Source organism: Streptomyces cellostaticus (assembly GCF_023630175.1).
GTDB classification, from domain to species: domain Bacteria; phylum Actinomycetota; class Actinomycetes; order Streptomycetales; family Streptomycetaceae; genus Streptomyces; species Streptomyces cellostaticus_A.
On record NZ_JALLIN010000102.1, the window covers coordinates 1 to 4,026 of the forward strand.

Sequence of the window (4,026 nt, forward strand, 5' to 3'; positions counted from 1 at the left end):
TGCCGCGCTGGTGGACTACCTGCGGGACGAGCTCTGGCAGGACGGCGCCGCGGCGGTTCCCCCGCTGCTCGCCGAACTGGACCGGCTGGAGAAGACGCTCGTCACCTCCCTGCCCGACGACGACGGCCGCGACCGGATCACCGAGCGTCTCCAGGCGCTGCTCGCCGCGTGGAGCGAGGCCGGGGACCGGGCGGCCGACGGCGACGGCGAGGACGACGTGGCCGAGGTCCTGGAGACCGCGACCGACGACGACCTCTTCGACTTCATCGGCAAGGAGTTCGGAATCTCCTGATGCGACCGCTCGCGGCTCGGCCCCGCCTTTCCGACGGCTCTTTCTTTCTGGCTTCTGTACGAGGGATGCACGCATGAACGAGGAAAAACTCCGGTACTTCCTGAAGCGGGTGACCGCCGATCTCCACGAGACGCGTCGCCGTCTTCAGGAGGTCGAGTCGGAGGAACAGGAGCCGATCGCGATCATCGGGATGAGCTGCCGCTACCCCGGGGACGTCGAGTCGCCGGAGGACCTGTGGCGACTGGTGTCCGAGGAGACCGACGCCATCTCCCCCTTCCCCACCGACCGGGGCTGGGACATGGGGAGCCTCTTCGACGACGACCCGGACGGCCGGGGTACGAGCTACGTGCAGGAAGGCGGCTTCCTGCACGGCGCAAACCGCTTCGACCCGGCGTTCTTCGGCATCTCGCCGCGCGAGGCCGTGGCGATGGACCCGCAGCAGCGGCTGCTCCTCGAAACCTCCTGGGAGGCGTTCGAGCGGGCGGGCATCGACCCCACCTCGGTGCGTGGCAGCCGGACCGGCGTATTCGCGGGCGTCATGTACCACGACTACGCCTCCCGGCTGCGCGCCGTGCCCGAAGAGGTCGAGGGGTACCTGGGCACCGGCGGCTCCAGCAGCATCGCCTCCGGCCGGGTCTCCTACACCTTCGGCCTGGAAGGCCCCGCGCTCACGGTCGACACCGCCTGCTCGTCCTCCCTGGTCACGCTCCACCTCGCCATCCAGGCGCTCCGCAAGGGCGAGTGCGCCCTCGCCCTCGCGGGTGGTGTCACGGTCATGGCGACGCCGGGCACCTTCACCGAGTTCAGCCGCCAGCGCGGCCTGTCCTTCGACGGCCGCTGCAAGTCCTTCGCGGACTCGGCGGACGGCACCGGCTGGGCCGAGGGCGCCGGCATGCTGCTCGTCGAGCGGCTGTCGGACGCCCGCAGGAACGGCCACCCGGTGCTGGCCGTGGTCCGTGGCTCGGCGGTCAACCAGGACGGTGCCAGCAACGGCCTGACCGCGCCGAACGGTCCCTCCCAGCAGCGTGTCATCCGCCAGGCCCTGGCCGACGCACGGCTCACGGCCGCCGAGGTCGACGTCGTCGAGGCGCACGGTACGGGGACGACGCTGGGCGACCCGATCGAGGCGCAGGCACTGCTGGCCACGTACGGCCGCGAGCACACCGAGGACACCCCCCTGTGGCTGGGCTCGGTCAAGTCCAACCTCGGGCACACCCAGGCCGCCGCCGGTGTCGCCGGCATCATCAAGATGGTCATGGCGATACGCCACGGCCGGATCCCGAAGACCCTGCACGTCGACGAGCCCTCGACCAATGTCGACTGGGCCGCCGGGGCCGTCTCCCTGCTCAGGGAGTCGGTCGACTGGCCGGAGACCGGCCGTCCGCGCCGCGCCGCCGTGTCGTCGTTCGGCATCAGCGGCACCAACGCGCACACCATCATCGAGCAGGCCCCGCTCCCGGCGGAGGACGAGGCCCACCAGCCGACCGCCCCCGAGGGGGACGGCGAGGAGACCCCACGGCCGCTGTCGGTGCCGCCCGTACTGCCCTGGGCCGTCTCGGGCCGTACGGAAGAGGCCCTGCACGACCAGGCCGGACGTCTGCTCGCCCACCTGCGCAGCCGTTCGGACGGGGCGACCCCGGCAGACGTCGGTTTCTCCCTGGCGACCGGCCGCGCCGCGCTGGAGCACCGCGCCGTCGTCCTGGCGGCCGATCCGGAGAGGGCCCTCATCGACCTGGCCGCGCTCGCCACGGGCGGGACCGCCGCCCGCATCGTGCGCGGCGAGGCGGGCGCTCGGGGCAAGCTGGCGTTCCTGTTCACGGGTCAGGGCAGTCAGCGGCTGGGCATGGGCCGGGAGTTGTACGAGGCGTATCCGGTGTTCGCGGAGGCGCTGGACGCGGTGTGTGCGCGGCTCGACCTCGACCTTCCGTTGCAGGACGTCCTGTTCGGGTCCGACGAGCGGGCCCTGGACCGGACGGAGTTCGCGCAGCCTGCGTTGTTCGCGGTGGAGGTGGCGCTGTTCCGGCTGCTGGAGAGCTGGGGCGTGAGGCCCGACTTCGTGGCCGGTCATTCGATCGGTGAGATCGCGGCCGCGCATGTGGCGGGTGTGTTCTCGCTGGAGGACGCGTGCACGCTGGTTGCGGCGCGTGGGCGTCTGATGCAGGCGCTGCCGTCCGGTGGCGTGATGGTCGCGGTGCAGGCGTCGGAGGACGAGGTCCTGCCGCTGCTCACCGAGCGGGTGAGCATTGCGGCGGTCAACGGTCCGCAGTCGGTCGTGGTCGCGGGCGACGAAGCGGACGCGGTGGTCATTGCCGAGCACTTCAACGCACAGGGTCGTAAGGCCAAGCGGCTGGCCGTCAGTCACGCGTTCCATTCGCCGCACATGGACGGGATGCTGGAGGACTTCCGTACGGTCGCGGAGTCGATCGCGTACGAGGCTCCGCGTATCGCGGTCGTGTCGAACCTGACCGGCGCCGTGGTGACGGACGAGATGGGTTCGGCGGACTTCTGGGTACGTCACGTCCGGGACGCGGTCCGCTTCCTGGACGGGGTCCGTGCGCTGGAGACGGCCGGGGTCACGACGTTCCTGGAGCTGGGCCCGGACGGCGTGCTGTCCGCGCTCGCCCAGGAGTGCCTGACCGGCGGCGCGGACGCGAGGGCATTCGCGCCCGCGCTGCGCGGCGGCCGGCCCGAGGTGGAGACCGTCACCGCCGCGCTCGCCGAGGCGCACGTACGGGGTCTCCCGGTCGACTGGCGGGCGTTCTACGCATCGACCGGCGCACGGCGGGTCGACCTGCCCACGTACGCCTTCCAACGGGAGCACTACTGGCTCGACGCCGGAACCCTCGGGGGCGACGTCACCACCGCCGGCCTCCGGTCCGCCGACCATCCGCTGCTGGGCGCCTCGGTGGCCCTGGCGGACGCCGAGGGCCTGCTGCTCACGGGCCGGCTGTCGCTGGAGACGCATCCGTGGCTCGCGGACCACGCCGTCGCCGGGACGGTGCTGCTGCCGGGCACGGCGTTCGTCGAGCTGGCGCTGCGCGCCGGTGACCAGGTCGGCTGCGACCGGGTCGACGAACTGACCCTGGAGGCGCCGCTGGTGCTGCCCGACGACGGCGGGATCGAGCTCCAGATCGCCGTGGCCGCGCCCGACGGGCAGGGACGCCGGTCCGTCGTCTTCCACTCGAGGGCCGACCGCGCCCCGGACGGCGAGCCGTGGCTGCGCCACGCGACCGCCGTCCTGGCCGAAGGGGCGGAGGCCCCGGCGTTCGAGCTCGGCGTGTGGCCGCCGGCCGGGGCGGAGCAGGTCGCGGTGGAGGGGCTCTACGAGGGCCTCGCCGACGCAGGTTTCGGTTACGGTCCGGTGTTCCAGGGGCTCCGCGCCGCCTGGCGCCGGGGCGAGGAGGTCTTCGCCGAGGTGAGCCTCGGGGAGGACGTCGATCCCGGACCGGCGCGGTTCACCCTGCACCCGGCCCTCCTCGACGCCGTCCTGCACGCGGTCGGACTCGGCTCGCTCGTCGAGGACACCGGGCAGGGGCGCCTGCCGTTCGCCTGGAGCGGCGTCGCGGTCCACGCCGTGGGAGCGGACACGCTGCGCGTGCGGCTCTCCCGCGCGGGGAAGGACGCGGTGGCGCTGGAGATCGCGGACGCCGAGGGCGTGCCGGTCGCCTCCGTGCGCAGCCTGGCGCTGCGGACCTTCTCGCCCGACCAGCTCTCCGGCACCCGCAGCGGACACG

1 protein-coding gene and 1 pseudogene are annotated in these 4,026 nt (G+C 72.9%); both read left to right on the plus strand.

Going from position 1 to position 4,026, the window contains the following annotated elements:
- A pseudogene (locus MXD57_RS31085) lies at nucleotides 1-292 on the plus strand (type I polyketide synthase); the annotation flags it as partial.
- Between the two features lie 73 nt (nucleotides 293-365).
- Nucleotides 366-4,026, plus strand: a 3,661-nt coding sequence (locus MXD57_RS31090; RefSeq protein WP_250405558.1) for a type I polyketide synthase, incomplete at its 3' end; no start/stop codon positions are given.